At 49.2% G+C, this 240-nt stretch carries 1 pseudogene; it reads right to left on the reverse strand.

The features are described from left to right. A pseudogene (locus R0J87_RS24175) lies at positions 1-222 on the reverse strand (hypothetical protein); the annotation flags it as partial. Positions 223-240: the final 18 nt, after the last annotated feature.

A 240-nucleotide genomic window follows, 5' to 3' on the forward strand; every position in this document is an offset into this window, starting at 1 on the left:
CTCAAGGATCGGCAAGCCGTCGATATCCGTACGCCAGCCGATCGTTTTTTCGGGTGAGCGGCCTTTCACTTTGGCCACAAGGCCCGTGCGCCACTCCACCAGTTCGATGCGGTCGGTTGGCATTTGCAAGATGATATCTTTCAAATAGCTTTGCGTTTTAAATTCCTGAAAACCGATTTCCGGAATCTCATGCAGTTCTCTTCTTACTCGAATCAAATCCATAACTGGCCTCTTACAGCT

Origin of the sequence: Halomonas sp. SIMBA_159, assembly GCF_046536035.1 — a bacterium.
GTDB classification, from domain to species: Bacteria; Pseudomonadota; Gammaproteobacteria; order Pseudomonadales; family Halomonadaceae; genus Vreelandella; species Vreelandella venusta_A.